At 55.2% G+C, this 25,849-nt stretch carries 24 protein-coding genes; 23 read left to right on the top strand and 1 reads right to left on the bottom strand.

What is annotated here, in order from left to right; all coding sequences use genetic code 11:
- Nucleotides 1-8 precede the first annotated feature (8 nt).
- From MUB23_RS18555 to MUB23_RS18490, 14 genes are all read left to right on the top strand, one after another.
- Nucleotides 9-923: a D-2-hydroxyacid dehydrogenase gene (locus MUB23_RS18555; protein ID WP_244802251.1), complete on the top strand. Its 915-nt coding sequence runs from the start codon at nucleotides 9-11 to the stop codon at nucleotides 921-923.
- 64 nt (nucleotides 924-987) lie between these two features.
- Entirely contained in the window at nucleotides 988-2,235 is a 1,248-nt protein-coding gene (locus MUB23_RS18550) for a DUF1015 domain-containing protein (RefSeq protein WP_244802250.1), read from the top strand.
- Nucleotides 2,236-2,658: 423 nt separating this feature from the next.
- A complete protein-coding gene (locus MUB23_RS18545; RefSeq protein WP_244802249.1) occupies nucleotides 2,659-4,356 on the top strand; it encodes an ABC transporter substrate-binding protein in 1,698 nt (565 codons plus the stop codon).
- A gap of 159 nt (nucleotides 4,357-4,515) precedes the next feature.
- Nucleotides 4,516-5,529, top strand: a complete 1,014-nt coding sequence (locus MUB23_RS18540) for an ABC transporter permease (protein ID WP_244802248.1) — start codon at nucleotides 4,516-4,518, stop codon at nucleotides 5,527-5,529.
- Nucleotide 5,530: 1 nt separating this feature from the next.
- Entirely contained in the window at nucleotides 5,531-6,439 is a 909-nt protein-coding gene (locus MUB23_RS18535) for an ABC transporter permease (protein ID WP_244802247.1), read from the top strand.
- A 2-nt stretch (nucleotides 6,440-6,441) separates the two neighbouring features.
- A complete protein-coding gene (locus MUB23_RS18530; RefSeq protein ID WP_244802246.1) occupies nucleotides 6,442-7,467 on the top strand; it encodes an ABC transporter ATP-binding protein in 1,026 nt (341 codons plus the stop codon).
- A complete protein-coding gene (locus MUB23_RS18525) occupies nucleotides 7,460-8,434 on the top strand; it encodes an ABC transporter ATP-binding protein (RefSeq protein WP_244802245.1) in 975 nt (324 codons plus the stop codon). Before MUB23_RS18530 ends, MUB23_RS18525 begins: the two co-directional genes overlap by 8 nt.
- Before the next feature lie 36 nt (nucleotides 8,435-8,470).
- Nucleotides 8,471-9,517: an aminopeptidase gene (locus MUB23_RS18520; RefSeq protein WP_244802244.1), complete on the top strand. Its 1,047-nt coding sequence runs from the start codon at nucleotides 8,471-8,473 to the stop codon at nucleotides 9,515-9,517.
- A gap of 10 nt (nucleotides 9,518-9,527) precedes the next feature.
- Nucleotides 9,528-10,763, top strand: a complete 1,236-nt coding sequence (locus tag MUB23_RS18515; RefSeq protein ID WP_244802243.1) for a M20 family metallo-hydrolase — start codon at nucleotides 9,528-9,530, stop codon at nucleotides 10,761-10,763.
- 201 nt (nucleotides 10,764-10,964) lie between these two features.
- A complete protein-coding gene (locus MUB23_RS18510) occupies nucleotides 10,965-12,407 on the top strand; it encodes a PucR family transcriptional regulator (RefSeq protein ID WP_244802242.1) in 1,443 nt (480 codons plus the stop codon).
- Nucleotides 12,408-12,457: 50 nt separating this feature from the next.
- On the top strand, nucleotides 12,458-13,510 hold the full coding sequence (locus MUB23_RS18505) for an aminopeptidase (RefSeq protein ID WP_244802241.1): 1,053 nt from the start codon (nucleotides 12,458-12,460) through the stop codon (nucleotides 13,508-13,510).
- A gap of 178 nt (nucleotides 13,511-13,688) precedes the next feature.
- Nucleotides 13,689-14,948 (top strand): PTS galactitol transporter subunit IIC, encoded by a 1,260-nt coding sequence (locus MUB23_RS18500; protein WP_244802240.1) that lies wholly within the window; start codon nucleotides 13,689-13,691, stop codon nucleotides 14,946-14,948.
- A 91-nt stretch (nucleotides 14,949-15,039) separates the two neighbouring features.
- A complete protein-coding gene (gene tdh / locus MUB23_RS18495; protein ID WP_244802239.1) occupies nucleotides 15,040-16,101 on the top strand; it encodes an L-threonine 3-dehydrogenase in 1,062 nt (353 codons plus the stop codon).
- Nucleotides 16,098-17,276, top strand: coding sequence for a glycine C-acetyltransferase (locus MUB23_RS18490; protein WP_244802238.1), 1,179 nt, complete (start codon nucleotides 16,098-16,100; stop codon nucleotides 17,274-17,276). The genes tdh and MUB23_RS18490 overlap by 4 nt, the downstream gene beginning before the upstream one ends.
- Before the next feature lie 243 nt (nucleotides 17,277-17,519).
- Here MUB23_RS18490 and MUB23_RS18485 read toward each other — a convergent pair whose 3' ends face one another.
- On the bottom strand, nucleotides 17,520-18,098 hold the full coding sequence (locus tag MUB23_RS18485; RefSeq protein ID WP_244802237.1) for a peptidylprolyl isomerase: 579 nt from the start codon (nucleotides 18,096-18,098) through the stop codon (nucleotides 17,520-17,522).
- A gap of 300 nt (nucleotides 18,099-18,398) precedes the next feature.
- Between MUB23_RS18485 and MUB23_RS18480 the strand changes: the two genes are divergently transcribed.
- From MUB23_RS18480 to MUB23_RS18440, 9 genes are read left to right on the top strand one after another with little or no spacing between them, the layout of a single operon-like run.
- Nucleotides 18,399-19,544, top strand: coding sequence for a PhnD/SsuA/transferrin family substrate-binding protein (locus tag MUB23_RS18480; protein ID WP_244802236.1), 1,146 nt, complete (start codon nucleotides 18,399-18,401; stop codon nucleotides 19,542-19,544).
- Between the two features lie 10 nt (nucleotides 19,545-19,554).
- On the top strand, nucleotides 19,555-20,337 hold the full coding sequence (gene phnC / locus MUB23_RS18475) for a phosphonate ABC transporter ATP-binding protein (RefSeq protein ID WP_244802235.1): 783 nt from the start codon (nucleotides 19,555-19,557) through the stop codon (nucleotides 20,335-20,337).
- A 1-nt stretch (nucleotide 20,338) separates the two neighbouring features.
- On the top strand, nucleotides 20,339-21,172 hold the full coding sequence (locus MUB23_RS18470; protein WP_244802234.1) for a PhnE/PtxC family ABC transporter permease: 834 nt from the start codon (nucleotides 20,339-20,341) through the stop codon (nucleotides 21,170-21,172).
- Complete coding sequence (locus MUB23_RS18465) at nucleotides 21,169-22,047, top strand: PhnE/PtxC family ABC transporter permease (protein WP_244802233.1); 879 nt, start codon at nucleotides 21,169-21,171, stop codon at nucleotides 22,045-22,047. The genes MUB23_RS18470 and MUB23_RS18465 overlap by 4 nt, the downstream gene beginning before the upstream one ends.
- Before the next feature lie 14 nt (nucleotides 22,048-22,061).
- On the top strand, nucleotides 22,062-22,484 hold the full coding sequence (locus MUB23_RS18460; RefSeq protein ID WP_244802232.1) for a phosphonate C-P lyase system protein PhnG: 423 nt from the start codon (nucleotides 22,062-22,064) through the stop codon (nucleotides 22,482-22,484).
- A complete protein-coding gene (gene phnH, locus MUB23_RS18455; RefSeq protein ID WP_244802231.1) occupies nucleotides 22,481-23,080 on the top strand; it encodes a phosphonate C-P lyase system protein PhnH in 600 nt (199 codons plus the stop codon). The genes MUB23_RS18460 and phnH overlap by 4 nt, the downstream gene beginning before the upstream one ends.
- Entirely contained in the window at nucleotides 23,068-24,189 is a 1,122-nt protein-coding gene (locus tag MUB23_RS18450; protein WP_244802230.1) for a carbon-phosphorus lyase complex subunit PhnI, read from the top strand. The genes phnH and MUB23_RS18450 overlap by 13 nt, the downstream gene beginning before the upstream one ends.
- Nucleotides 24,179-25,027, top strand: coding sequence for an alpha-D-ribose 1-methylphosphonate 5-phosphate C-P-lyase PhnJ (locus tag MUB23_RS18445; protein WP_244802229.1), 849 nt, complete (start codon nucleotides 24,179-24,181; stop codon nucleotides 25,025-25,027). The genes MUB23_RS18450 and MUB23_RS18445 overlap by 11 nt, the downstream gene beginning before the upstream one ends.
- Nucleotides 25,011-25,847 (top strand): ATP-binding cassette domain-containing protein, encoded by an 837-nt coding sequence (locus MUB23_RS18440; RefSeq protein ID WP_244802228.1) that lies wholly within the window; start codon nucleotides 25,011-25,013, stop codon nucleotides 25,845-25,847. The genes MUB23_RS18445 and MUB23_RS18440 overlap by 17 nt, the downstream gene beginning before the upstream one ends.
- Nucleotides 25,848-25,849 lie beyond the last annotated feature (2 nt).

Raw genomic sequence — 25,849 nt, 5'->3', positions numbered from 1 at the left:
GGACGGCGATGGTTCGTATTTTAGTGACGGATGGAATAGCAAAAAGCGCGGTGGAAAAATTGGAAGCAGCCGGCTTTGAAGTTGTGATGGAATTTTGTGAACCAGAGGTTTTGGAGCAGAAAGTCCGGGAATTTGACGCCTTAATCGTCCGCTCAGCCACCAAGGTTCGAAAACCCGCGCTGGATGCGGCAGCAGAGGCAGGAAGGCTGAAACTGATCATCCGCGGCGGCGTCGGCTTAGATAATATTGATGTGGCCTATGCAAAGGAAAAAGGAATCGAGGTCAAAAATACGCCGAATGCCAGCAGTATTTCCGTGGCGGAGATGGCGATCGGCCATATTTTCTCCGTGGCGAGAAATCTGGCCTTTGCCAATGTGACGATGCGCCAGGGCGCCTGGGAAAAGAAAGCCTGCGCCGGGGTGGAACTCTTCGGCAAGACCTTGGGCTTGATCGGCTTAGGAAGGATCGGGGCGGAGACGGCGAAACGGGCCAAGGCATTGGGGATGGACGTGATCTACACCACCCGCAGCGGCCCGAAGGCCGGAGCCGGGGAGTACCGTTTTGTTTCCCTGGATGAGCTGTTGGCGCGGTCCGATTTTATTTCCCTGCATCTTCCCGCCGCAAAGGACGCCGATCCTCTGATCAACCGGGAAACGATTGCGAAAATGAAGGATGGGGTCTGTATCATCAATACGGCCCGCGGCGTGCTGGTGGATGAGGACGCGCTCCTTGAGGCCTTGAATTCAGGCAAGGTTTCCGGCGCCGGACTGGACGTTTACCGGGAAGAACCGACAAGGAATGAAGCGCTCTGCGCCCACCCGAAAGTTTCCGTTACTCCCCACGTAGGAGCGTCCACGATGGAGGCCCAGGAACATATCGGAGAAGAGATCGTGGAGCATATCCGGAAACAATTTTCTGCTTAAGAAATGGAAAACGCTGCCTCTCTTGGGGACGGCTTGGTTTAAATGAAATTTAGGAGGAAAATCAATGGCAGTATTTCGCCCTTTCGCCGCGCTGCGGCCGACAAAAGAGCTGGCCGCCAAGGTAGCGGCCTTGCCTTACGATGTGATGAACAGCGAGGAAGCCCGGCAGATGGTGGCCGGGAACCCTTACTCGTTCCTGCATGTCGATAAAGCGGAAATCGATCTGGACCCATCCGTCAGTCCTTATGCGGATGCGGTTTATGAAAAGGCGGCGTCCAACCTGGAGGAGATGGTAAGGGACGGGGTCTATGAGAAAGATGAGACGAATTGCTACTATATCTACCGGCAGATTATGGGCGGCCACTCCCAGGCAGGAATCGTCGGCTGCGCTTCCATCGATGATTATCTGGAAAACCGGATTAAAAAACATGAGCTGACCAGGGCGGAGAAAGAGGAAGACCGGATCCGCCATGTCGATACCTGCAACGCCAACACCGGCCCGATCTTTTTGACCTACCGTTCGTCGGCTGCCCTGAAAGAGCGGATGCAGGAGTGGATGAAACATCAGGAACCGGAATACGATTTTGTGGCGGAGGACGGCGTGCGTCATACCGTCTGGGTCATCGCGTGCCAGGATACGGTGGAAGAACTGCAAGAGGCGTTTCGCTCCGTCCCGGAATTTTATATTGCCGACGGCCATCACCGGGCGGCATCTGCGGTCAAGGTCGGCCTGCGCCGCCGGGAGCAAAAGCCGGATTATGACGGCGCGGAGGAGTTCAATTATTTCCTTGCGGTGGCCTTCCCCAGTGAAGAGCTCCATATTTTGGACTATAACCGCGTGGTCCGTGATTTGAATGGGCTGACGCCGGAGGCTTTTTTACGGCGCGTGGAAGATAAATTCGAAGTATCCCCGTATCCGGGAAAGCAATGCCGTCCGGAAAAGCGCCATACCTTTGGCATGTATCTCGGCGGAGCCTGGTATCTGCTTACGGCAAAACAGGGTAGTTTTGATGAGAAAGATCCCGTCAAGTGCCTGGACGTATCGATCCTTCAGGAGAATCTGCTGACGCCGGTTCTCGGCATCGGTGATCCCAGGAAAGATCAGCGGATTGATTTCATCGGCGGAATCCGCGGCGTCTCCGAACTGGAACGCTTGGTGGACGGCGGGATGGCGGTGGCTTTCAGTATGTATCCGACCGGAATGGATGAGCTGATGGATATTGCAGATTCCGGAAACATCATGCCTCCGAAATCCACCTGGTTCGAGCCGAAGCTGCGCAGCGGTTTGTTTTTACATGAACTAGGGGAATAAAAGGCCTGCGTCCCCATTCATTTGCCTGTTTCCGTGCTCCGGCCAGCCTGCAACCAGGGATGGCCGAAGACATCCTCCCATAAGCCTGCTTTGCCGCTCGAAACGAGAAGACAAAGCAGACTTTATTTTATTCAGCCTAAAAGCTGGATTGATTGAGAAAAATAAGAAACAATTGAAAAAAGTAAAGATTTAAAGGCGGAAAAAGGTGGCTTTATTGGTTAGAAACAAAAATAGTTTTTGAATTTGTATCTGAGCCACATTGATAGATAACAGCATGATCGTTTAATATGTTGGTATGGAAAGAAAATAACGTGATTGAAAAGAAGAAAACAGAAATATCCTTGGGGCAAAAAGAATAATAGAAGAATGCCCGGGAAGAAACTGGTTTCTTTTTTATAAAAGAAAAAAAGGAGGGCAAAAGTATTGAAAAAGGGATTAAGCGTAATCTTAAGTTTTGCCATGGTAGCGACTCTGCTTTCGGGCTGCGGCAATTCTTCGTCGGGAGGCGGCACAACCACCCAGGCGGCAGGCGGTTCTGGTACGGAAGTGACCGCAGCGGCGGGCGGCGGTTCTGAGGCAGCGGGCGGCGTCATCACGATGGGTGTTTCCGGTACCCCGGATCTGGATCCGGCTATTGCGACGACGGGATCCAGCTGCATTGCAATGGCCAATATGTATGACACGCTGGTTTATCCGGGCAAGGACGGGGTGGAGCCCCGCGTGGCGGAATCCTGGGAAAACAGCGAAGATGGTCTGACTTATACGTTCCACCTGAAAAAGGGGATTCAGTTCCACGACGGAAGCGAGCTGACAGCCTCGGATGTCGTGTTCTCCATGAACCGTCTTCTGGCGATCGGCGAAGGTTACGCCTATCTGTTTACGGATTCGGTAGAATCGGCGGAAGCTACGGACGACTACACCGTGGTGTTCCACCTGAAAAAAACGTTCGGACCGTTTGTCAGCGCCCTGGTACGTCTTCTGATCGTGAATGAAGACCTGGTCATGGCCAATAAACAGGATGGCCCTTACGGCGAATTCGGCGATTACGGGAAAGCCTGGCTGGTGACCAATGACGCCGGATCCGGCGCTTACATGGCGAAAGAGCTGGTACAGCAGGATTACTTCCTGGCGGAGAAATTTGATGATTGGTTTGTCGGCTGGAACAATCAGTATGCCCCTGCCGGTTTCAAGATGATGGCAATCACCGAAGCTTCCACGGTCCGCACCATGGTGGCCAACAAAGAACTGGATATCACGGATCAGTGGCAGAGCGCAGAGACTCTGGCGGCTCTGGAAAAGATGGATGGGGTTTCCATCGGAGAGTATTCCACTTATCTGGAGTACAACATGTATTACAACACGCAGATCGAGCCCATGGACGACATCAACTTCCGCCGGGCCATCAGCTGCCTGATCGACTATGACACCATCTGCGAATCGGTCTTCATCCATTCCGTGAAGGCAACCGGACCGGTACCAGCAACGGTGCAGGGCCATGTGGACACCGCCGTATTCGAATACAACCTGGACAAGGCGAAAGAATATCTGGCGGCCTCCAAGTATGCGAACAACTATGGCGATTACACCGTTGAAATCCTTTGTAATTCCGACGTGGCGGATCTGGAGAAAATTGCTCTGATGATCCAGTCGGCAGCTTCTCAGATCGGCCTGAACATTGAAATTTCCAAGGCACCCTGGGTTTCGATCATCGACCGGATGGGCTCCGTGGAAACCACGCCTCACATGATCGCAATCAACTCTGGTCTCAGCTATGACGAGGCCGGCGCTTATCTGGAGTCCCGTTATCATTCCAAGACCATGGGCACCTGGGAACAAGGCGAATGGCTTGGCGACACGAAGCTGGACGGCATGATCGAAGATGCCCTGGCGACCGTAGACAAGACCGAGCGTTTTGCGAAATACGGCGAAATCCAGAATTACATTGTCGATGAGCTCTGCCCGACCGGTTATCTTTGCGAGATGACGGAGCGAATCGCTTACCAGAGCAGCTATATCACCTGGCCCGCCCTGGAGAATGTAGCGGAAGGCGAGATCGCCAGCGCTCTGTATGGATACCTACATCAGTTTGCAGACATTGAATACCATACCGAGAAGAAGTAACGATGCCGGCTTCCTGAAAGGAATGAGTACATAGAAAATTGGATTCAATTTTCCTGTGTCAAAAAAGTGGCGGGAGGAAACCTTCCGCCACTTTGCTAAAAAAGACGTTTTCAGGACTGATTTTCAGGAGGTTGAAAGCAAAGGAGGGCTTAAGAAAGAATGGGAAAGTTTATCGGTAAGAGGCTTTTGCTTGGAATCTTGGTTCTGCTCGGAACTTCGATTTTGATTTTTACCATCGCCCGGATCGTACCCGGCGATGTGGCGACGATTGCCCTGGGCAGCCGGGCGACCGACGCGGCAAAAGAGGCTCTCAGAGAAGAGCTGTACCTGAATGACGCGCTGCCGGTCCAGTATCTGAAATGGCTGGGCGACGTGCTCCATGGAAATTTTGGAAATTCCTTTATCACCAAACGTCCGGTAATGATGGATGTCAAGCAGTTCCTCCCCGCAACGGTGGAATTGGCATTGGTGGCCGGCGTATTTATGTTCATTGGAACCTTCGGCCTTGGTATCTTGGCGGCTAAACACAAAAATACCTGGGTGGACGGACTGATTCGGATCCTTTCTTACATTGGAATCGCGATACCGGCTTTCGTGGTCGGAATCTTACTGCTGCTGTTGTTGGGCTATGCCTTTCCGGTGCTGCCGGTGTTAGGGCGCCTCAGCTCTGATTTGACGCCTCCGACTGCGATCACCGGACTTTACATATTGGACGGACTGCTGACCGGGAATTTTCATGTGGCCTGGGATGCGTTTTTGCATCTGCTGCTTCCTGCTTTTGCCCTGGCCCTCGGCCCGATCGTGCAGGACGCCCGCGTGCTCCGCTCCTCCATGGTGGATAATTCGGGGAGAGAGTACATGGCGGTTTCCACCGGGTACGGGCTTCCTCCCGGACTGCTGACACGGAAATATCTTTTGAAGCCGTCGGCGACTTCGGCGGTTACGATGATGGGCATGGACTTTTCCGCTCTGCTGGGGCAGGCGTTCCTGGTGGAAAAGATCTTTAACTGGCCGGGCATTTCCCGTTACGGCATCAATGCAATGCTGAACAAAGATCTGAATGCAATCTGCGCGGTGGTTCTGATCATCGGCCTGACGTATTTCCTGGTAAACCTGGTTGTCGATTTGATCATCGCCGGGCTGGACCCCAGAATGCGGATAGGAGGGAAATAATATGAGTGGAGATGTGAATATGACCGCAGCAAAGAAGAAAGGGCTTCTGTCTCCTTCTGCAAAAGAGAACCTGCGGATTTACTGGTATAAATTTACGAGAAACCGCTTATCGGTGTTTGGCCTGATCCTGGTATGTCTCTCCCTGCTCTTTGCCATCTTTGCCAAGCAGATCGTGCCCTACCCGGAGCATATCGGGACCTTCGTGGACTACGCCAATGCCAGTCAGGCCCCCAGCGGCTCTTACTGGTTCGGCACGGATCAGATGGGGCGCGATGTATTTTCCCGTGTGATTTACTGTTTCCGCGGGGCTTTGCTGATGAGCGTGGTGGTGCTTGCCATCGCCGTACCGGTCGGAACCCTGCTGGGATTGATCGCCGGTTATTACCATGGCACGAAAATCGACACTGTGATCATGCGTATCACGGACGTGTTCCTCTCTGTGCCGGCTTTGATCCTGGCTCTTTGTATCGCCTCAATTCTGAAACCGAACATGATGAACTCCATGCTGGCCGTCACCATCATGTGGTGGCCCTGGTATACCCGTCTCGTCTATGGGCAGGCCTCCTCGATCTCCGGCGAATACTTCGTCAAGAACGCGGAGCTGGTCGGGGCCTCCAAGATGCACATCATGCTGAAAGAGATCCTTCCCAACTGCCTGTCCCCGATCTTCACCAAGATGGCTCTGGACGTGGGCTGGGTGATCCTGATGGGCGCGTCCTTAAGCTTCGTCGGCCTGGGTGAGCAGCCTCCGACGCCGGCTTTCGGCCAGATGATTTCCGACGGCGCCAGCTATATGCCGGATATGTGGTGGATGACGATTTTCCCTGCTGTCGGCGTAGCCTTCATGATTCTCGGTTTCAATTTCCTCGGAGATGGAATCCGCGATATGTTTGACAAAGGAGGGCATTAAGATTGGCAGAAAAAGTATTAAACATTCAGGACCTCTCTATCTGGTATAAGACGTATCGAGGAATGTCGAAGGTGGTGGACCACATCGACATGTTTGTCAATAAGGGCGAGAAGGTAGGCCTGGTCGGCGAGTCCGGCTGCGGTAAGACTACCACCATGAAAACGATTCTCCGGGTCATCGACAAGGACATCATCCATGTTCCGAACGGAACCGTGGAATTCAACGGGAAAAATGTTCTAAAGATGAACAAGGATGAACTGCTGGAGCTGCGGCGCAAGGGCGCTTCCATGATCTCCCAGTCCCCGATGTCTGCCCTGAACCCGGTATTCACCATTGGCGAACAGCTTTTTGACATCATCAAATTCTCCGGACAGTACCCGAAGGCGACGAAAGCGGAGATGATCGAGGTGGCAAAGCAGGCGATCACCAGCGTCATGCTGTCGGATCCGGACCGGATCATGGACAGCTACCCGCATCAGCTCTCCGGCGGAATGCGCCAGAGGATCTGTATCGCCTCCTCCCTGGTCACTCCCAGAGACCTTTTGATCGCCGATGAGCCTTGTACGGCTCTGGACGTGACGATCCAGGATCAGATCCACCGGATGCTCCGGGAGTTGGTGGAAGAGAAGGGGCGTTCTCTGATCATGATCACCCACTCCCTGGGCGTGGCGAGAGAATTGGTGGACCGGATCTATATCATGTACGGCGGCAACATCGTGGAAAGCTGCCGGACCCAGGATCTGTTCGACAATCCGTCCCACCCCTACACCGTGGGCTTGATGGAATGCGTCCCAAGGCTCTCCGGCGGCGGACTATCCGCCGGAATCTACGGGTATGTGCCGGATTACGTGAACCCGCCGGAAGGCTGCCGGTTCTGCCCCCGCTGCAAGGATGCGAAAGAGATCTGCAAGAAGAAACGGCCTCCAAAGGTGGAGATTTCTCCGGAGCATTTTGTAAGCTGCTTCAAATACGCCGGCGCCTCTGCCTCGCAGAGTGAAGAGGAAGGAGGAGCGGAAAAACATGAGTAAAGAGATACTGACACTAAAAGATTTAAAACAATATTTCCCTGCCGGGAAGGACCGCTTTGTCCGCGCCGTGGACGGCGTTAACTTTACGATCTACGAAGGCGAGGTCATGGGCCTGGTCGGAGAGTCCGGTTCCGGAAAGAGCACCATTGCCTATACGGTGATGGGCATGTATCAGCAGACGGATGGAGAAATCGTTTTCAACGGGGAAACGATCACGGGGAAAACCAAAGGTCGTTCCAAGGACTTCCGCCGGAACGCCCAGATCGTATTCCAGGATCCGGGTTCCTCTCTGAACCCCTATCAGGATGTCCGGCAGATTTTAAGCTTACCTTTGAAGGTACATAACATCGTCCCGAAAAACGAGATCGAGGATAAGATTCTGGAAATCCTGGAAATGGTGGAGCTGCCGCCGGATTTCATGTACAAATCCCCCAACTCCATCGGAGGCGGGGAGCGCCAGCTGGTCTCCATCGCGCGGGCCCTGTGCAGCGATCCGAAATTTATTATCCTGGATGAACCGACCTCTTCCCTGGACGTTTCGATTCAGGCCAAGATTTTAAATATGCTGATGAAGCTTCACGAAGAAAAGAAGCTGACCTATATGTTCATCACCCACGATATGGGCGTGATGCGGAACGTATCCACCAAAATCGCGATTATGTATCTAGGCAAGATCTGTGAGATTGCACCGACCAAGACGTTTTACGAGGAGCCGCTGCACCCTTACACCCAGATGCTGCTGTCTGCCATCCCGGTCATTTCGCCGGAGGAGGAAGCGCTGAAACCGAAGAAGATTAAATGCGAGGGCGAGATTCCGTCCCCGGTCAATCTTCCCAGCGGATGCAGTTTCCATACCCGCTGTCCGTTCAAGACGGAGCTTTGTATGAAGGAAGACCCGCAGATGCGGGAGGTGGAGCCGGGCCATTTCGTCCGATGCCACCGGTGTATGGAGCTGGCCGGAAAGTAACCAAAAACGTAGATTGTTGTAGAAGGAGGAAGCGATATGTACGAGTATGAGTTGGTAGGGGCCTGTGTGAAGCTGCTGCGAGATATGTTTATGATGCAGCCCGGCGAGTCCATTGCGATCACCTGCGACACTGAGTCCAGCATGGAGATCGTGGAGGCCACGGCGCAGGCGGCCGTAATCCTGGGAGCAAAGCCTCTGGTATTTAAGATTGCGGCTCCCGCGGGCGGAAAAGCCGGCGATAAAGATATGCCGATGGAAGCTCTGATTGCGGGAATTAAGGCCTGCGACGCCTGGATTGAGTACAATACCAAGCTGATTTTCTATTCCACCGTGTACGACAAGATCGTGGAAGATCCCAATAATCGCCCTCGCTATATGAATCAGAACGGCGTACATCCGGATCTTCTGGTCCGCAATATCGGCAAAGTCGACAATATTCTGCTGAACCAATTCATCATGGCCATGAGCGATGCTACGGAGAAGGCAAATCATATCCGCGTCACCAATCCGGCCGGAACGGATATTGAATTTGACAATGAGCCCGGACGGGAATTTGTCACGGCGGACGGCTTTGTGCGCAAGGGCGAGGTGAAAATGTTCCCCGGCCAGATCAGCTGGGCGCCTCGTTTCGAATCCATCAACGGCGTTCTGGTTGTGGATGGGTCCCAGAACCCTCCGATGGGGCTGTTGTCTGCGCCGATCCGGTTTACTGTGGAGAAAGGCGTGATCACGAAGGTAGAGGGCGGCTCCGAGGCCCAGCAGTTTGAGGAGTGGCTGAGAAGCTTTGATGATCCCCAGATGTTCCGGGTGGCGCACCTGGCCTATGGCTTTGGACCGGCGGCTAAGCTGACCGGAGATGTGGTGGAAGATGAGAGAGTCTGGGGCTGCACCGAGTGGGGCTTCGGCAATGTCGGCGCGATCCTGACTTCGGATATTCCCGAAGGAATCCCCGGCGCCAGCCATTCGGACGGCATCTGCTTAAACTGCAGCGTCTGGCTGGACGGCGTCCAGGTGCTGGATAACGGAACGGTAGTCGGACCGACCCCGGAGATTGTGGAGATGGCGAGGGCTCTGGGCAAATAGGAGGAAAAAGATGAAGGATTTGGCGTCTCTGCACGCTTTGGTGGAGGCCCGCCGGGAAGAAATGGTCGAGGATATGATGGCGATGAGCCGGATTCCCTCGATCAATCCCCGGATGAACGGGGAAGGCGAGTACCAAAGGATGCAGTGGATTGAGAATTGGCTGAGCGCTCATTCGATTACCTGCGAGGTGATCGACGTGCCGGACGATGCGGTGAAAGAAGGCGTCCGCCGGAATCTTCTGGTAAAATACGAGGGGACCGAGGACGCGAGCCGGACCCTATGGATCATCAGCCACGTGGATACGGTCAATACCGGGGATCTGTCCCTCTGGAAGACCAATCCCCTGGAGCCGGTCAGGAAAGACGGGAGGATTTACGGCCTGGGTGTGGAGGACAACAGCCAGTCGGTGATCGAGTCCCTTCATGTCTGCCAGATTCTCCAGGATGAAGGCATCCGGACGAAATGCAATCTGGCGTTTTTGTTTGCCAGCGATGAGGAGACAGGCAGCCGCTACGGGCTCCACGCGCTTCTTGACCGCGGTCTTTTTTCACCGGACGACGAGGCCATTGTGCCCGACGGCGGCAGCCCGGACGGCGCTTTTGTGGAGATCGCGGAAAAGTCCCAGGTATGGCTGAAATTTACGGTAAACGGAAAGCAGGCCCACGCGTCCATGCCTCATCTGGGCGTCAACGCGTGTTCCATCGGCATGCACCTCGGCGCGGAGATCGAAGACCGCCTGAAAGAGAAATTCGGCGAGCCTGACCTGCTGTTTAATCCACCGACCTCTACTTTTGAGCTGACCCAGAAATTTGCCAATGTGGACAGCCCCAACGTGATGCCCGGCAAGGATGTTTTTGTGATGGACCTTCGGATTCTGCCGCGCTACACGGTGGACGAGGTGATGGCGGAGATTGATGCGGTGATCCGGAAATATGAAAATCCGGAGAAGGGCGTGACCATCTCCTATGAGTTTGTGACCCGTGTGGATGCCCCTCCGGCAACCCCTTCCGATGCGCCTGTGGTGCAGAAGCTGGTGGAAGCCATCCGGGAGAGCGGAGTGGACGCTTATTTTGGAGGAATCGGCGGCGGTACCTGCGGAGCGATCCTGCGCGCCAAGAATATTCCGGCCGTGGTATGGTCCACGCTGGACGATCTGGCCCACCAGCCCAATGAGTATGTGATCATTGACAATCTGGTGAATGACACGAAGGTATATCTGACTGTGATCGAGAAATACTGTAAGTAGGCGTCTGCCCGTGACAAGGGGTCCATTGTTGTTTTCGGACAAAACATTTATTGTAATTTGTGAATTGGAAATGTTGAATGACTGGGGGCGGGCAGATAGAATTGAGTCATAAAAGATAAGGCGAAAGCATGAAATGAGAAAATTCTATCGGCCCGGCCCAGGTATAGTGGCAATGGGTTTGTCAGGAAGGATTTGCACAAAATGCTGAAAGTGGTCGATTTATTAAAAATGCCTTCGCTTGGCCAAAGTTACATCGTAGCCGGACATGACGGAATGTTTAACGTAGTAAAGAAGCTGGAGATCATGGAAGAGCCGTATCCGGCGGTGCTGGAATTCCTGGTTCCCTACGAATTCATGCTGACGAATTTTTGGAGTATGAAGGACAACAAGGAAGGGCGCCTGCAGTTGGTTCGCAGCATGATTGAAAAGCGGTGCTCCGGCCTGGGGATCATGCCTGGCCCCCATCTGAACGATGTGATTGACCCGGAAATTATCGAGCTGGCGAACCGAAGCGGGTTTGCGATCGTCTATGTCAGCAGCAATGTGCGCTGGGGGAATGTGATCTCCGAATACGGGGTTCTGACCCACTCTACCATGATGCCGTCCTTTGATGCCCAGCTGGGTGAAATCCTGAATTCTTTTTCCGACTTCCACATTGAAAAGAATGTGGGGCGGTTCTGCCGGGATTTGGAAAAGCTTTTGGGGCTGCCGATGATTATGAGCACGGACACCGTGTACAGCGGGATTTCCGGAAAGGTCAGCGTGGCCCTGGTGATCTCCAAGATCCAATCGGTATGTCAGGAAAGCCGGAATACGCTGGTTTCCCCGATTTCGATCCGGCTGGATGAGGAAAACCTGATCATCGTGTATTTCGGAAAACGATCCATGGTGGCCACCTACGTGTCCAACACCGCCTGGAATCAACCGGCCCTTCAAATGTTCCACAAGATTGTGCCGGCTATTACAAAAGAACTGGACCGGATGTGTGCGATTCCGTTTTACAAGCGGAACAGCCAGATGATCGCCAATTTAGGCGAAGCGCAGATGTTTCTGGTTTTGCTCAAGCGGGAAAATATCCAGAACGTCGCCAAGGAACTGGATTACCGTTACCTGGTCTACGAACAGAACACGTTCTTCAACTACTGCATCCTGCTGATTCCGAATGAATTCACCAAAAACAGTGAGATTTATCCGGAATACCAGAAAATCATCCAGAAGCTGTCTCCGGACTTTTTCGTCTTTTCTTCGGTCCCCCTGGACAAGAAGGAATTGCAGAAAGAAGTGGAGCCGCTGAAATATATGGTGAACACCCTGTCCTACCTGGACGGGATCTACTCTCTGGATGAGCTGCCGCTGCTTTATATTTTGTCCTACGCGCCCTTTGAGTATAAAAACCGCCTGTTCCTGAATACGGAAAAGCTGGCGGCCAAGGAAGAAAAAGCCTTTTTGGATACGCTCAGGCTCTACGCGGTGATCCGGAATATGAGCGATGTGGCGGGACTTTTGGGACTGCACACGAATTCGGTCAAATACCGGCTGGGCAAGGCGTTGAAGCAGCTGGGTTACAGCGAGGAGAACGTTCTCGGCGATATGTACCGGATCAAGCTTTTGATCCAGTTGGAACTGATTGTATTGGAGAGCTGATTAGCAAAGCTAATTTATGCGATATTGAAACGATGAAGGAGGAGTAAAGTATGTACGAGTATGAACTGGTAAATGCCTGCCTGAAGCTTCTGCGGGATATGTTCATGTTGCAGCCCGGCGAAAGCATCGCGATCACCTGCGATACCGAGAGCAGCATGGAAGTAGTGGATGCCACGGCGCAAGCAGCTGTAATCCTGGGAGCTAAACCGCTGGTGCTGAAAATTGCAGCGCCCCGCGACTGCGGAAAGGCGGGAGATATCGATATGCCGATGGACGCTCTGGTCGGCGGCATCAAAAACTGTGACGCATGGGTAGAGTACAACAACAAGTGGATCTTCTATTCTGAGACCTACGACCGCATCATCGCGGATCCGGAGAACCGTCCCCGCTACATGAACCTCTGCGGCGTGAACCCGGAACTGGTTGTACGGAACATTGGCCGGGTCGACAATGCCATGCTCAATGAGTTCATCATGGCGATCGAAGCCTACAGCAAAGCCGGAAAGCATTTCCACATCACCACTCCAGCCGGTACCGATGTCGAGTTTGACAACGCGCCTGGCCGCGAGTATTCCACGGCTGACGGCTATGTCCGCAAGGGCCAGATCGCGATGTTCCCCGGCCAGATCAGCTGGGCGCCTGCGTTTGAGAGCGTAAACGGCGTAATTGTCGTGGACGGCACCATCTCCCCGCCTCTTGGCGCAGTGAAGAACCCGATCAAGTTCACCATCGAGAAGGGCTATATCACCAAGATTGAAGGCGAAGGCACCGACGCCACCGAATACGCGGCTTGGCTGAAATCCTTCAATGATCCGAACATGTACCTGACCGCTCATCTGTCCTACGGCTTCGGCCCCAACGCCAAGCTGTCCGGCGATATCGTGGAAGACGAGCGTGTATGGGGATCCACCGAGTGGGGCTTCGGCAATGTGGGACCGCAGCTGGTATCCGATATCCCCGGCGGTATCCCGGCAGCCAGCCATTCCGATGGTATCTGCCTGAACTCCAGCGTATGGCTGGACGGCGTGCAGATCCTGGATAAGGGCGTGATCGTTGGACCGACTCCGGAGATCGTAGCTCTGGCCAGAAAGCTTGGCAAATAAAGAGTGATATTGTCTTCCTGTACGGCGGGTTAGAACGTAAGTAAGCTACATGGAACAATCTATGACGTGCGCCGCGGAGGTGCTTTTGCCTGACGGCAGAAGTGCCTCCGCCTTTCATTCATGGTGATGTCTGCGTAAGCAGACATGTCTGTTTACTGTGAAAGTCGGGGGAATGCCTGTGGAAGCCTTTGTGAATGCTTTCCTTTATCTGTTGAATTTAGGTGCGGCGGCGATCCTTCCGGTCAGCATCTTTTTGATGGGACTGCTGTTCCGGCTGAAACCGGGACAGGCGCTGAAATGCGGGATCGTAACCGGGATTGGCTATATCGGGATTTCCCTTACGATCAATCTGCTGATGGATAATCTGGGAGCGGCGGCCCAGCAGATGGTGGACCGCCTGAACCTGTCCCTGGACGTGATTGACGGGGGATGGGCTTCCGGAGCCGCCGCCGCATGGGGATTTCCCATCTCCGCGCTCCTGGTTTTGGTCTGTATCCTGGTGAATATCGGAATGATTGTGACCGGTCTGACGAAAACCATGTTCATCGACATCTGGAATTACTGGCATCTTCTCTTTATCGGCGTCACCGTCCAGGCGGTCACCGGCAGCGTGATCCTGTCTGTGGCGGCTACGGCCCTGGCGGAAGCGGCAATTCTGATCACGGCGGACAAGACGGCTCCGCTGGTCCAGTCCTACTTTGGCCTGGAGGGGGTATCTCTGCCGACAGCGTCGGCCATGATGTGGGTCCCCCTCGGCTTTGGGATCGACTGGGTTCTGGAACGGATCCCCGGCGTGAAGAACTGGAACGTGGACGGAGAGTGGATGAAAAAGCACCTGGGAATCTTCGGAGAACCAGCGGTGCTGGGCGTGATTTTAGGCTGCGGGTTAGGATTATTGGCCGGATACGACGCCGGCGCGGTCTGGAATCTGGGGATCCATATGGGCGCGGTCATGTTCCTGATGCCGAAGATGGTGGAAATTCTGGTGGAAGGACTCCGGCCCTTGACCGTGGCGGCGCAGGAAATGGTAAGCCGCCGTTTCCAGGGACGAAAACTGCTGATCAGCCTGGACGCCGGGGTGGCCATCGGACATCCGTCCGTGATCTCCACGGCCCTTCTGTTGGTTCCGGTCATGATCCTGCTGGCGGCGATCCTTCCGGGCAACCGGGTGCTGCCCTTTGGGGATCTGGCGTCCATCCCGTTTTTTGTGGCGTTCATCGTGGCCCACAATAAAGGGAATATTTTGAAATCTGTCCTGACAGGGACCGTCCTTCTGGCGGTGACTTTGCTGATGGCTTCGGATTTTGCCCCGGCCTACACGCAGGTGATGGGAGCCGCCGATTATGTATTCCCGGACGGTATGAGCCAGATGTCCAGCTTGTCCTGCGGAGGAAATCCCTTTAACTGGATTTTGATCCGGCTGGCGGGGCTCTTTTGATTTTATCAGAAGGAAAAGACTCCTTAAGAACGAGTCTGAAATGAAAACTCTGCTGAAAAAGCGGCAAGAGGAATGAGAGGAGGAGTTATCGATGAATGGCAGCATGTATGCGCTCGTCAAAAAAGAGCCTGGAAAAGGCCTGGTGATGGAACGGGTCCCGATTCCGTCCCCCAGCCCGGAGGAGGTCAAGATTAAAATCCACAAGACCTCCATCTGCGGGACGGATTTACATATCTACAACTGGGACGCCTGGTCTCAGAAGACCATAAAGACGCCCAGGGTCATCGGCCATGAGTTTGTCGGAGAGATTGTGGAGCTGGGCAGCGCCGTCCGGGGGTTTCGTGTGGGAGACGTGGTCTCCGGCGAGGGCCACATTGTCTGCGGCACCTGCCGGAACTGCCGCGCGGGCAACCGGTATCTCTGCCCCAACACGGTGGGCATCGGCGTCCAGAGGGACGGTGCTTTCGCCGAGTACCTGGTCATCCCCGCGGATAACGTGATCGTCTGTCCCCCGGAGATTTCCGAAGATCTTTGCTCCTCCTTCGATCCCCTGGGCAACGCGGTCCACACAGCGTTGACCTATGACGTGGTCGGGGAGGATGTGCTGATCACCGGGGCCGGACCCATCGGGATCATGGCCGCCGTGATCTGTGAACATATCGGCGCGAGAAAGATTGTGATCACCGACGTCAACCCCTACCGGCTGAACCTGGTGACCGAGATGTGCCGCGCCGTTCCGGTGAACGTGGCGGAGCAGAAAATCGAGGATGTGATGCACGGTCTCGGAATGCGGGAAGGGTTTGATGTTGGCCTCGAAATGTCTGGCAACGGCTCCGCTTTCCGCATGATGGTGGACACCATGAAAAACGGAGGAAAAATCGCCCTCCTCGGCATCCACAGCGCCCCTCCGCAGATCGACTGGGATAAGGTGGTGTTCCATGGCCTGACGATCCAGGGAATTTACGGGCGGAAAATGTTTGAAACCTGGTATAAGATGATTGCCATGCTGGATAGCGGGCTTGATGTGGACCGGGTCCTGACTCACCGGTTCGACGTCCGGGATTTTGAAAAAGGCTTTGAGGTGATGAACACCGGAAAATCCGGAAAAGTGGTCCTGGACTGGACCAAGCTGCATGAGGAGGGGACGAGATGACGAAAACAGCGTATTCCTATTATCAGGACACCCTGAAAGAGCTTCAAAGAGAGGGGCTGTACAAAGAAGAGCAGACGATCGTGACCAGGCAGAATTCCCGGATTGAGACAAAAGAAGCCGGGGCCTGCATCAATTTCTGCGCCAACAACTATCTGGGGCTGGCTGGAAGCGAGGAACTGGCGGCTGCGGCCAAGGAGGGGCTGGACCGCTGGGGGTACGGACTTTCCTCGGTACGGTTCATCTGCGGAACCCAGGAAATCCATAAAAAGCTGGAGAAAAAGCTGTCTGATTTTCTGGGAATGGAAGATACGATCCTGTTTGGTTCCTGCTTTGACGCCAACGGCGGAATCTTTGAATGCCTGATGGACGCGGACTGTGCGGTGATCAGCGACGAGCTGAACCACGCCAGCATTATCGACGGCGTCCGTCTCTCAAAAGCCAAGCGCTGGCGTTACCATAACAACGATATGGCTGATCTGGAACGCTGCCTGAAGGAAGCGGAGGAAGCCCGCATCCGTCTGATCGTGACAGACGGAGTCTTTTCCATGGATGGAATCCTGGCGAATCTGGCCGGGATCTGTGATCTGGCTGAAACATATGACGCGCTGGTTATGGTGGACGACAGCCACGCTGCCGGATTCATCGGAGAAAACGGCCGCGGCACGCCGGAGGCCTGCGGCGTTATGGGCCGGGTGGATATCCTGACCGGCACCCTGGGAAAAGCCCTGGGCGGGGCCAGCGGCGGGTATGTCAGCGCGAAACGGGAGATTGTGGATCTACTCCGCCAGAAGAGCCGTCCGTATCTGTTTTCCAACACTCTTGCCCCGTCCATAGCCGCGGCTTCGGTGAAGGCGCTTGAGATGGCGGAGCAGGACGGCTGGCGGAGAGAGCGGCTGCGGGAGAACACGGAATATTTCCGAAAAGAAATCCAGAAAATTGGGTTTGACATCATTGAGAGCACCCATCCCATCGTGGCGATCTTGTTTTATGAGGCGGAGAATGCCAACCGGGCGGCCGAGGAGATGATGCGGCAGGGGATTTACGTCCGGTCCTTTGTCTATCCGGTGGTGCCGAAGGGCAAGGCCAGGATCCGCGTTCAGCTCTCGGCCGCGCACACCAGAGAAGAATTGGATCTGGCGCTGGCTGCATTCCGGAAGGTGAAAGAGGAGAACTAGGGCGCGGAGGACGCCGGAAGGCGAAAGGAAAATCTAAGGCGCGGGGCGCGCCGGGTAAAGAAAAAAACGGGAATACAGGCGGTCGCTTTAACGATGAAAAATCGAAAAGGCGGCCGCCTTTTTCCACTTATTTCCACCGGCCTGTTGAAGCCGGCCGGCGTTCCATAGATTCGCCTCCCTTGTTTTTATTCCCTGAAAGATTCCGCCGGCGCAAGTACGCGCAAAGCGCACACAGGGTTTTCACTACTCACAGGCTTTGTTTTGCGGATCCTCCGGCTGAAAGAGAACCGGGTCCGGGTATTCCTGGCCGAATAATTCGATCTCCACCTTCACGATCTTCTGCGGAATTACCGGCCGGTTGATTTTTACCTGTGGAAATTCCTCCAGATGAACCGGCTCCAGCTCCAGGCTTTTCAGGCGAAGCAGCTCTTCCTTTCCTTCGATGACCCGGCCGAATACGGGATACATCCCCTTGTGCTCCGGACACGGCCTCAGCGGGAAAAAGAACTCACAGCCCGACAGGCACCGATCCCCGTCGCCGCCCATACAGACACAGCCGAAGTCGGAGTCCAAAGGCTCGGCCTCTGGGTGGAGCCGGAATTCATTGGGGATCAGATACTGCCCCTCCGGCTTGCCGAACCCGGTGTAGCTCACATCGATCCAGTCCTCCGGTACAATCCGCTCGATGGCGTGGTCATCAAAAATTTTGTGTCTGGCGGCATAGAGAAAACTGTTGACCGTGTTGGGGGCGGCCTGCGGCAAAAGTTCAATGCGGATGATCTTTCCATTGTCCAGATAGATGGCGGCGATCGGGTTTGGCATCAGAATCCCTCCTTGGTTCCTTTTTCGGTAATTATACTATTTTTCCTCTTCCTTTGCCATCTTTATTTTCCCAGCACGGAAAGATAGGTACTTCGATTTCCCTACCCCGATTTACACCAGATCGGGGGGCTCTGCGCGGATCGGTCCTTCTTTACCGTCTCTTTTCTTTTCTCCTTCCTTTTTTACCAAAGTTTAAATTTCCTTTAACCCTACCGCGGTGTCGCCGAAAATCTCCGGATGCTATACTGAACGCGTATCCAATCGAAGAAAAGAAGAGAAATGAAAAGGAGATGTATTTTCATGAAGAAAGCTCTTAGCCTCATGTTGACGGCGGTGATGGCGCTGGGCCTTGCCGCCTGCGGTTCCGGGGAAGGAACCACGACGGCTTCCGCCAAAACGTCAGCCGAGACGGCCTCCGGCGAAACGAGTTCCGCCGGAAACACCGCTGGCGCGGCTTCCTCGGCAACCAAAGAAGATGTGTCAAAGTCCACCGCTTCCGCCTCCTCCGGGGAAAAAATCGTCATGGTATGGTACCCCAATGAATCCGCCTCGGATTATCAGGCGGCCCGCGATGAATTTGCCAAGCTGATCACCCAGGCTACCGGCAGGGAAGTGGAGCAGAAACTGACCACCGACTACGCCATTGCCATTGAATCCGTGGCGTCCGGATCCGCCCAGATCTGCTTCATGGGAGCCCAGGGCTATGTGGAGGCCAACGCAAAAAATCCGGCGGTCCTTCCTCTGTTTGTCAACAGCGGTGCATCGGGAACCCTGGATGATGCCTTGTATTACAGCTGGCTCTGCGTGAACAAAGGGGATGAGGCTTCCTATAAAGATGGCGAGGAATATTCCTTGGACAACATCGAGGGGAAACGGATGTCCTTTGTCTCCAATTCCTCCACCTCCGGCTTTAAGGTGCCGACCAATTCCATCATCGAACATTTCAGCCAAACCGACCAGTGGAAAGAGATCAGCGCCGACAACCTGATTGAAAGCAACGACTTCTTCTCGGAGGTTTTATTCGGCGGGTCCCACCAAGGCTCTGCGGTGAACCTGCTCACCGGAAAGGCTGACATCGCCGCATTCTGCGATACGGAGCTGCGCCCCTATGCGGACTGTGTTTCTGGAAAAGAGAACTATCCGGATGCGGTTTATCAGGTGAAATCAGACGCATCGGCGCCTTTTGATACGCTGACCGGAAAAGAATTCACGATCATCAAATCCACGCCGGTTTTAAACGGGCCTTTTGCCTACAATAGCGAGACCTTAAGCGCCGATGAGGTGAAAAAGATTCAGGATCTTTTTACCAGCGACGAGGTGGCCGCCAATCCGCAGATTTTTGTCACGGAGGAATCGGGCCTGGTGGGAATGTTTGAGAAAACCGACAAGGAAAAGATTGTATTGGTGGATGATTCTTGGTATGATCCGGTCCGCGAATTGAAATAAGGAGAAACACATGCCGATTCTCGAATTAAAACATGTCAGCAAAATCTATGGGGCCGGTACTAAGGCGCTGGAGGATGTGTCTTTTGCTGTCGAGGAAGGCGAGTTTGTCTCTGTCATCGGCCCTTCGGGGGCAGGAAAATCGACGCTGCTGCGCTGCATCAACCGTTTGGTGGACGCGACGCAGGGCGCCGTTTTCTTTGACGGGGAGGACGTCACCGGGCTTGACAAAAAGGGGCTGCGCCGGGTGCGCACGAAAACCGGGATGATCTTCCAGCATTACAACCTGGTGGAGCGCCTCAGCGTCATGGAAAATGTCCTTCACGGCCGGCTCGGCCAGAAAGGAACCCTGGCCGGTATGATCGGCCACTACAGCGAGGAAGAAAAGGTGGAAGCGTTTGCCATCCTGGAAAAACTGGGGCTGGCGGAGCAGGCTTACAAGCGCTGCGACGAGCTGTCCGGCGGGCAGAAGCAAAGAGTCGGCATTGCCCGCGCCATCATGCAGAGGCCGCGCCTGATTCTCTGCGACGAGCCCATCGCCTCCTTGGATCCCAGTTCCTCCAAAGTGATCATGGATCAGTTAAAGGAGATTAACCAGACCATGAAGATCACCTGCATCCTGAACCTCCACCAGGTAGACGTGGCCATGCAGTATTCGGAGCGGATCATCGGGATCACCGCCGGCCATGTGGTCTACGACGGGCCGGCGTCCCGGCTGGATCAGGAAACCATCCATCAGATTTATCAGTCCAGGTCCGGCGCACTGATCACCGACCGGGCGGAAAGGGCGGTGTAGCATGGAAAAAGCACAAGATCAGATGGAAAAACAGCAGGGCTGCGCCAAGGGCACGCCGGATTTTTTCCGGAAACGCAGGCGAACGGATCTGCTCTTTGCAGCGTGTGTCCTCGGCCTGTTTGTTTTTTCCTCGGCACTGACCGGGTTCAGCCTGGCGGACGGAATCTCTTCCATTCCCCGCGCCCTGGTCTGGATGGGTCAGAACCTGATCCCCGATGAACAGGCTCTGACCAGACTTCCCAAGGTTCTTTCCCGGCTCTATGAGACAGCCATGCTCTCGGTGGCCGTGACGGTTTTGGCCGCGGTGCTTGCCTTTTTATTCAGCCTGGCCGGATCAAAAACCACCGGGCGCGGGCGCCTGTTCCCCCGCCTGGTGCGGATCGTGGCCGCTTTCTTCCGGAACGTGCCGGATGTGGTCTGGTCGATCCTTTTGATGTTTTCCTTTGGGCAGAACATCTTGACCGGCTTTTTTGCCCTGTTCTTTACCACCTTTGGGCTTTTGACCCGCGCGTTTATCGAGACTGTGGACGAGGTCAGCGCCTCCTGTGTGGAAGCGTTGACCTCCACCGGGGCAAGCTTTTTCCCGATTGTTTTCCAGGGGGTGATCCCGTCGGCCATGAGCGGGCTGATGACCTGGATCTTATATATGATTGAGACCAACATCCGCAGTTCCACACTGATCGGGATTTTGACCGGCACCGGGATCGGCTACCTGTTTGACCTGTACTACAAGCGCCTGGAATATCCGACGGCCAGCCTGGTTGTGCTGTCCATCGTGGTTCTGGTCCTGTTGATTGAAACAATATCCAATCGGGTAAGGAGGGCAATTTTATGATGAACGAAGCAGCTGGAAACGGGGTTTTTCTCGGCATGGATCCGGCCCGGTATCTGGGAAAAATGGAAAAAAGCCGCAAAGGATCCATCCGGATCAAAAGCAAGAGCCGGTCAAACGTGACGGTCCGCCTGGTGTGGATTGTCCTGATCTTGCTGACTGTCCTGGCGTTTGCCACCTTCCGCTATAAGCAGATTGATCTGACCGAGGCAGTCCAAAGCACGTTCCACAACATCGGCACGGTGTTTTTTCAGCCAGAGCTGACCTATGACACCTTCGGCGGGGCGCTCTACCAACTGTTGATCACCTTCTGCCTGGGCGCCCTTTCCACTGGGATCGGCGCGGCTGCGGCCCTGTTTTTATCCCTGCTCTGCGCCAAGAATATGGCCAATTCCAAGGTGGCTGCGGTGGTCAAAGGCTTTGTGGCTGTGATCCGCGCCGTGCCGACGGTGCTCTGGGTTTTGATCTTTGCCGTGTCGGCGGGGCTTGGAAGCGTGGCTGCTGTGATCGGCCTCTCCTTCCACAGCATCAGCTACCTGACCAAGTGCTATGCGGAATCCATCGAGGAGATGGAGGCGGGGACCATCGAAGCCCTGAAAGCCAGCGGCGCAAATTTCTGGCAGATTGTGTTTCAGGCCGTCTGGCCTGCCACGGCCAGCTATATGGTCGCATGGACGTTTATGCGCTTTGAAATTAACTTTACCAACGCCGTGGCCATGGGCGCGGCCGCCGGGGCCGGGGGCATCGGCTACAACGTATTTATGGCCGGAAGCTTCTATCTGGATCTCCATGAGATGGGCTTTTTGACTTACATGATTGTGATTGCCGTCATTTTGCTGGAGACCGTGTCGACGAAGATAAAGGCAAAAGTGAAATAAAGGAAGGAGAAAGAATGGAGAAGAAACGATTCTTTCGGATTTTGGGAAGAGCCTCGCGGCAGCAGGTGTCTGCTCTGGCAGCCCCCTATAAAGAAAAACAGCGGATCACCGTGATCAAGGAACCGGCCAAGTCCTTGGCCATGATCCGGATGCGGGAACCGGTGAAGGAAAGCCTGTTTTATCTGGGCGAGGTGATTGTCTGCGAAGCCTCTGTTTTGCTGGGGCAGACCAAAGGCACGGCCGTGACCATGGGCGATGACTTTGAAAAGGTCCTGGACATGGCGGTCCTGGACGCCGCGGTGAACGCGGGGATCTTTCAGGAGGAGGATGCGCTCCTTATCCTGGAGGCGGCCCAGACCGCAGAGACAGAAAAGGAAAATGCACTGTATTTGAATACCATGGTCAGCTTTACCGCCATGGATGCGGAGGAAGCATGAATACAAAGATACAAAAAATACACCAGTTTGACGAGGTGTTTGATTCTCAAAACGTGTTCCGCCTGGTGCTGGAGGCCATGGCCAATCCAGGCCGCCTGGTGGATCTGGCGGCCCCTGCCGGCAAAATGTTTGGGGAGGAGCCGGCTCTCCTGGCCTTGGCCATGACTTTCCTGGACAATGAGGTCAGCTTTTGGGCCGGGGAGGACGGCGTGCTTTCCGGCCAGATCTCCCAGCTGACCCTGTGCCGGAATGCAGATATCTCCGAGGCGGATTTCCTGTTTCTCACCGATGGGGAGCAGCTGGAACAGGCGGTTCAAAATGCCAAGTGCGGCAGCCTGCGGGATCCCCACAAAAGCGCGACGCTGATCGTGCGGACGGAGATCCTGGGTTCGGAGTTCATCGCCCTGTCCGGGCCTGGCATCCGGGATCTGGCGGAGCTTGCCGCTTCGCCGGATGTGGTGAGAGCCCTGCTTTTGCGAAAGGAGCAGGCCTACGAGTATCCCCAGGGAATTGATTTTCTGTTCATCGATTCGCAGCACAGGTTGATGGCGCTGCCGCGGCTGGTCCGGAAGGAGGAAAAGAAATGGGATATGTAGCTGTCTCAGGCGGGCAGGAGGCCATTGAGGCCAGCATCCGGCTGCTGGATCATTGCCGCGCCGGCGGCGGGCAGGAACTGGAGCTCTCCGCGGTGCAGCAGAAGCTGGGCCTTTTGATCGACCGGGTCATGGGGGAAGCCGGGCTTTACGCGCCGGACTATGCGGCCCTGGTGCTGAAGCAGTGCGAGGGCTGTGTGGAGGAAGCAGTTTTCCTGCTGCGCGCTTACCGGTCCACCCTGCCGCGGAATTACTATACCCAGACGGCCGATACGGATGATATGCGGATCATCCGCCGGATCTCCGCAGCTTTTAAGGATATCCAGGGCGGCCAAATTTTGGGAGCTACCTATGACTATACCCACCGCCTGATCCACTTTGATCTGAAAAACGAGGATCCGATGGAGCTGCTGCGCCGGGTCCGGGAGGAGCTGGAATGCCAGGAGCCGCAACCGCCGAAGGCCTGCCCCCGTGTCTCGGACACCCTGAAAAAAGAAGGGCTGATCGACACGTATGAGCCGGACGATTCCGAACCTTTTGACGTGACGGAGCAGATGCTGGAATTTCCCGCCCCCCGCAGCGCCAGGCTTCAGACATTGGCCCGCGCCGACACCGGATTTCTGGGCGGGCTGGCCTACTCGGTGCTCCGGGGATTCGGGGCGATCCATCCGACCGTCGGGGAGCTTCGGACCGGGTATGTGGAGCTTTTGGTGGACTACCCCTTTGGGGAAGGGGAGAGCATCTGGATCGGCGAGATCCTGATCACAGAGGTGGAATGCTTCTCCGAAGCGGACGGAGAAAAAGAGATGAAACTGGCGGACGGCTACGGCGTCGTGTTTGGCCGGAATGAGAACAAGGCCATCGCCATGTCCGTGGTGGACCGGGAGCTGGATCTGCCCGGCGATTTCCCGGCCAGGGATGAGGAATTTGTCCTGATGCACGGGGACAGCCTGGAGATGAACGGATTTATCTCCCATCTGAAACTGCCCCACTACGTGACCTTCCAGTCCAAGCTGGATGCGGTGCGCAAAACCAGGAAGAAACCGCAGGCGAGCGGCGAAGCGGAACATGGGGCGGATGAGGAAAGCCAGGGAGGATGCAATGAAGAGTGAATACAATTACGGTTTTTTGGATGAAGGTTCCAAACGGGAGATTCGCCGCTCCGTGCTAAAAGCAGTGGCGATCCCAGGCTACCAGGTGCCGTTTGGCTCCAGGGAACTGCCCATCGGGCGGGGCTGGGGGACTGGGGGCATTCAGCTGACCCTCTCTTTGATCGGCCCGGAGGATGTCCTGAAGGTGATCGACCAGGGAAGCGATGAGAGCGTGAACGCAGTCAATATTAAAAAGTTTGTCGCCCTCTGCACCGATGTGCCCACCACCATCCACACGGCTGAGGCCACCATCGTGCAGACCCGCCACCGGGTGCCGGAGGTGCCGATGAAAAACAACCAGATCCTGGTGCTGCAGGTGCCGACGCCGGAGCCTCTGCGGGTCATCGAACCCAAGGAAGAAGTGACCAAGAAGATGCACGCAGAGAAAGACTACGCCGGTATCTGGCTTCAGCTTTACGAGTGCCTGATCCGGTACGGAAAGGTGACCATCGGCGCCGAGTACCCCTGCATGGTGGAAGGGCGGTACGTGATGAATCCGAGCCCGATCCCGAAATTTGACAATCCGAAGCTGAACGATGCGGAATGCCTGTACTTATTCGGCGCAGGGCGGGAAAAAAAGATTTATGCGATTCCTCCCCACACCCAGGTAATCCCGCTGGCCTTTGAGGACGTGCCTTTTGAGCGGGAGGATTTTTCCGGCCGCAAATGCCGTCTCTGCGGCTCTGAGGACACCTATCTGGATGAAATTTTTGATGCAGAGACCGGGGAACGGTATTACCAGTGCTCCGACACTGCCTACTGCAAGGAGGTACGCGCGCGCCATGAATCCAATCACTGAACAACCGGTGCTGAAGGTCAGCCATCTGACGGTCCGCTATGGTTCGGGCTGCCCCTGCTGCGGGACTTCCCTGGAAAAAAACCGCTGCAGGAAATGCGGCACTGTCTGGGCGGCCAACGACGTTTCCCTGGAAGTGTATCCGGGGGAAATCCTGGGGATCGTCGGGGAATCCGGCTCCGGCAAGTCCACCTTGATGAAGAGCCTGTATTTTGACCTGGAGCCCACGGAGGGCACAGCCTATCTGAGGGACTACCAGGACGGCGCAAAGGATATCTGGCAGGCCAGCGCAGCGGAAAAGAGGCGGATCCGGAACTGCCTGATGGGCATGGTCTATCAGAACCCTCTTTTGGGGCTGCGGATGGAATATTCGGCGGCCGCCAATATTGCCGAGAAAATCATTGCGGCGGGCAGCCGGGATGCCGGGGCCATGACCGAACGGGCCCAGGATCTTCTGTCGGCGGTGGAGATTTTGACCTCCCGCATGGCGGAGGCCCCGAAGAATTTTTCCGGCGGTATGCAGCAGCGGGTCCAGATTTCCAAGGCCCTGGCCAATAATCCTTCCCTTCTGCTGCTGGACGAGGTGACCACCGGCCTGGATATCTCGGTACAGGCCAAGGTCCTGGATCTGATCCGCAAAATCAAGGCCCGCTATGGGATCTCCATCCTGCTGGTCTCCCACGATCTGGCCGTGATCCGGATGCTGGCGGACCGCACGGTGGTCATGCTGGACGGGAAGATCGTAGAGAGCGGCCTGACCGATCAGGTGCTGGAAGATCCCCAGCACGCTTATACCCAGCAGCTCGTCCATTCCATGCTGTAAGG

Source organism: Cuneatibacter sp. NSJ-177 (assembly GCF_022867805.1).
Lineage (GTDB): Bacteria > Bacillota > Clostridia > Lachnospirales > Lachnospiraceae > Pseudolachnospira.
This window is presented reverse-complemented; position numbering and strand designations above follow the sequence as displayed.